Source organism: Paraburkholderia sp. Ac-20342, from assembly GCF_017104985.1.
Taxonomy (GTDB): Bacteria; Pseudomonadota; Gammaproteobacteria; order Burkholderiales; family Burkholderiaceae; genus Paraburkholderia.
In genome coordinates this window covers 1-3211 of the sequence record NZ_JAAGPQ010000192.1, presented here as the reverse complement: position 1 = coordinate 3211, position 3211 = coordinate 1, and the positions used below count along the sequence as shown (strand labels likewise).

Sequence of the window (3211 nt, the reverse complement as noted above, 5' to 3'; positions counted from 1 at the left end):
ATCGCCCGCCGCGACCCCAGCCGCCGCGGCATCCGCCCCGCCGGCGCCGCCCTCTTCGCCGCCCGACGCGAGCCCGGGCCGCCCCACGATGGCCCTCGATGCCCCGCAGGATATCTCGCATCTGCACTGCGGCATTGCCCAGCCGCCCTACCCGGAACTGTCGCGCAAACGCGGCGAATCGGGCTCCGTGACGGTGAAGTTCATCGTGGGCTTGACGGGCCAGCCTGAGTCCGTGGAACTGAAAAGCAGCAGCGGACACAGCCGTCTCGACGAAGCGGCGCTGGCCGCCGTGCGCGACAGCAGCTGCCGGCCCTATCTTGAGAACGGCACGCCGCGCCGTGTGCCGACGTCCGTTCCTTTCGTATTCGCGCTGAACGACTAGCGCGGATATTCAACGAGGAATCTATTATGCAGAACTACGGTATTGCGCACTTCCTGACAGCCGGCGATTTCGTGACGCGCGGCATCGCGCTCGCACTGCTGGTCATGTCGGTGCTCTCGTGGAGCGTGATGATCGTCAAAGGCTGGAACGTGATCCGGCTCAAGCGGCTGGCCCGCAGCGTCGAACAGGCCACCCGACATCTGGATGCCTTTACTGACAGCGCGAAGCCGGCGGAAAACCGTGCGGCAATGCTGCGCGCCAATCCGTTTCTCGCGCTCGCACTGGCGGGCAAGGAAGCGGCCGAGCATCATCGCCGGATGCAGCCGCTTCAGCGCGAGCGCGTGGACGTGTCGGACTGGATCACGCGCTGCCTGAAAGACACGATGGACGAAAGCATCGCCCATCTGCAGAGCGGACTCTCAATCCTCGCGTCGGTCGGCAGTACCGCGCCGTTCGTCGGGCTGCTCGGTACGGTATGGGGTATCTATCACGCGCTGCTGGCGATCGGCATGGCGGGCGAGTCGTCGATCGACCGGGTCGCGGGCCCGGTCGGCGAGGCGCTGATCATGACGGCGTTCGGCCTCTTTGTCGCGATTCCCGCCGTGCTGGGTTACAACGCGCTGACACGCGCCAACAAGGCGCTCGCCGGAAAGCTGAAGCGGTTCGCGCATGGGCTTCACGCGTACTGCGTGAGCGACCCGAGCCTGCCGGCCTCGGAACAGGGCGCCGGCCTGCGGCTCGCCACCGTCAACGACTGATCCCCGCCAGGTACGGAAATGGCACTCGCCGCTTTTACCGACGACGAAGACGACGGCCTGATGGCCGACATCAACATGACGCCGCTCGTCGACGTGATGCTGGTGCTGCTGATCGTCTTCATGGTGACGATCCCCACGCTACGCCACGCGGTGAACATCGAACTGCCGCACGCCAGCAGCCGCCAGGAAGACACGAAGGCGGCGCAGATCGAGGTATCGATCGAGGCCGACGGCACCGTGTTATGGAACGGCCAGCCGGTCGGACCCGCTGCGCTGCGCGAGAAGATCGTCGCTGCCGCACGCGGGAATCCGCTGCCGGAACTGCATCTCGGTGCGGATCGCAAGGCCGCCTACGAATCCGTGGCACAGGTGATGTCCGCCGCTTATGCGGGTGGCCTGACCAGAATCGGCTTCGTTACCGAGCCGAAACGCTAGACCGCTGCGCGGTGCAACGTCTTTCGAGGTTTGCGCTCGCGCCTGAACTGGCGCTCGGGCTTCCAGCGGTTTCTTCGCTTACCTTATGATTCGCGGCCTGGTGGATGCGAGTTCGGCATTGCATTTCTCGACGGCCGGCATGCGTTGAACACGACACGCTTCGACGTATCGCGCGATAACGTGGCAACACCGGAGACAGTCTCAAGACTGCCAGTTCTCCTGGTTTAGCGCCTCGCGCATTCGTGATCGAACGACCGAAGCCGACTGCGGATTCAACCGGTCGCCGCGCTTCGCGAAAACCCCACCTGGACAGGTATGTCGCCACTCTACTATGCTCACAAGATCGATGTGTGCGAACCCGGTTCTACGCCGCCGAATTTCTTTCGAATCTTTTGCTTGCCTGCGATGCGTGAAGACACGTCCGTTTCGCGTAGGGAATGTACGAAGAAGGAATACGCGCTCTTGCGCCTGCGCATCGCGACCGTTCGCCTCATGCGCGCGGATTCCGCAGTAGAAAGAGCGATCGCAACCGACTGGGTCAATGCCTGGGCGAGCGCGATCGGCAATCGCCACTTCCATGAATTCGTCAAGAGACACGCCGGATACCGGCTGAGACGCTGAGCCACGCGCCAGCCATGCCGGCGCGCGTAAAACACCATGAATCTGGCAACGGACCGATATAAACCGTATATACTGTTTATATCGTTTTCAACCAGGAGCCCAATATGGCCACAGTCACTGCACGCAAATCTACAAAGAAGACGTTTCATTTCCCTAAGTCGACCGATGCGGCAAAGGAACAACCCGAAGCGGCCGCACCCGCGAAAACCGTCCGCGCCAGCAAGACCAAGGCAGAGAAATCCAAGGCAGGCAACGCTGCCGCACCGACTCGTTCCGCAGCCGCAGCGCCTGCTCAGGACGCCGGCGGAAAGAGCAAAGTCAGGCATGCGAAGAAAGACAAGGTCGTTCGCGACAGCTTCACGATGCCCAAGGCCGACTATGAGCGAATCGCCCTGCTCAAGCGGAAATGCCTCGATGCCGGCGTCGCGGTCAAGAAGAGTGAACTGCTGCGCGCGGGATTGCAATTGCTCGAATCGGCTTCATCGAAACGGCTGCTTGCCGCAATTTCGGCACTTGATGCCGTCAAGACGGGACGGCCGGCACAGAGCGAGTAACAACGCATCCATTGCGGTTAACGTGGGTGTCGATTGAAGCAGTTGATGCGGCGCGCGGTGCTCTGTACAAGATAAAACCCGCGCGTTCGTGCCGAACCTGCTCGGCTGTTACGTGACTTATGCATCCGCTCAGTCGCATCCGCAGTACTGCGGAAAGATGGCGAGGAACTCACTCCCGCCGAGATACGGCCATGTACGTCATGCGTATTTGCCGCGGCTGGAAGCGCCCTGCTCCCGGCACATCGACGGCCCCGGCTAGCGATACGCCGGGGCGCGTTGGCAACCGTATACGGTTTTAAGAGCTAGTTTCGCGATTGTGCCTGCGAGCAAGGTACTGCGCAAGGTCGGCTATTCAGACCTGACGGTTCACGGATTCCGGTCGACGTTCCGTGACTGGTGCGCCGAAATGACCACCTACCCTCGCGAGCTCGCTGAAGCAGCGCTGGCGCATACGTTGAGCA

5 protein-coding genes are annotated in these 3211 nt (G+C 62.3%); all 5 read left to right on the top strand.

The window, feature by feature from the left end; all coding sequences use genetic code 11:
• The coding region (locus tag G3N58_RS33605) for an energy transducer TonB (protein WP_206001343.1) at window positions 1–382 on the top strand (382 nt) is incomplete at its 5' end.
• A gap of 26 nt (window positions 383–408) precedes the next feature.
• Complete coding sequence (locus tag G3N58_RS33600) at window positions 409–1140, top strand: MotA/TolQ/ExbB proton channel family protein (RefSeq protein ID WP_167045066.1); 732 nt, start codon at window positions 409–411, stop codon at window positions 1138–1140.
• An 18-nt stretch (window positions 1141–1158) separates the two neighbouring features.
• Window positions 1159–1575: a biopolymer transporter ExbD gene (locus G3N58_RS33595; RefSeq protein WP_206001342.1), complete on the top strand. Its 417-nt coding sequence runs from the start codon at window positions 1159–1161 to the stop codon at window positions 1573–1575.
• 315 nt (window positions 1576–1890) lie between these two features.
• Window positions 1891–2196 carry a hypothetical protein gene (locus tag G3N58_RS33590; protein WP_167045060.1) on the top strand — a complete coding sequence of 102 codons (306 nt, stop codon included), beginning with the start codon at window positions 1891–1893 and terminating at the stop codon, window positions 2194–2196.
• 104 nt (window positions 2197–2300) lie between these two features.
• Window positions 2301–2750 carry a hypothetical protein gene (locus tag G3N58_RS33585; RefSeq protein ID WP_167284255.1) on the top strand — a complete coding sequence of 150 codons (450 nt, stop codon included), beginning with the start codon at window positions 2301–2303 and terminating at the stop codon, window positions 2748–2750.
• The last annotated feature ends 461 nt before the right edge of the window (window positions 2751–3211 follow it).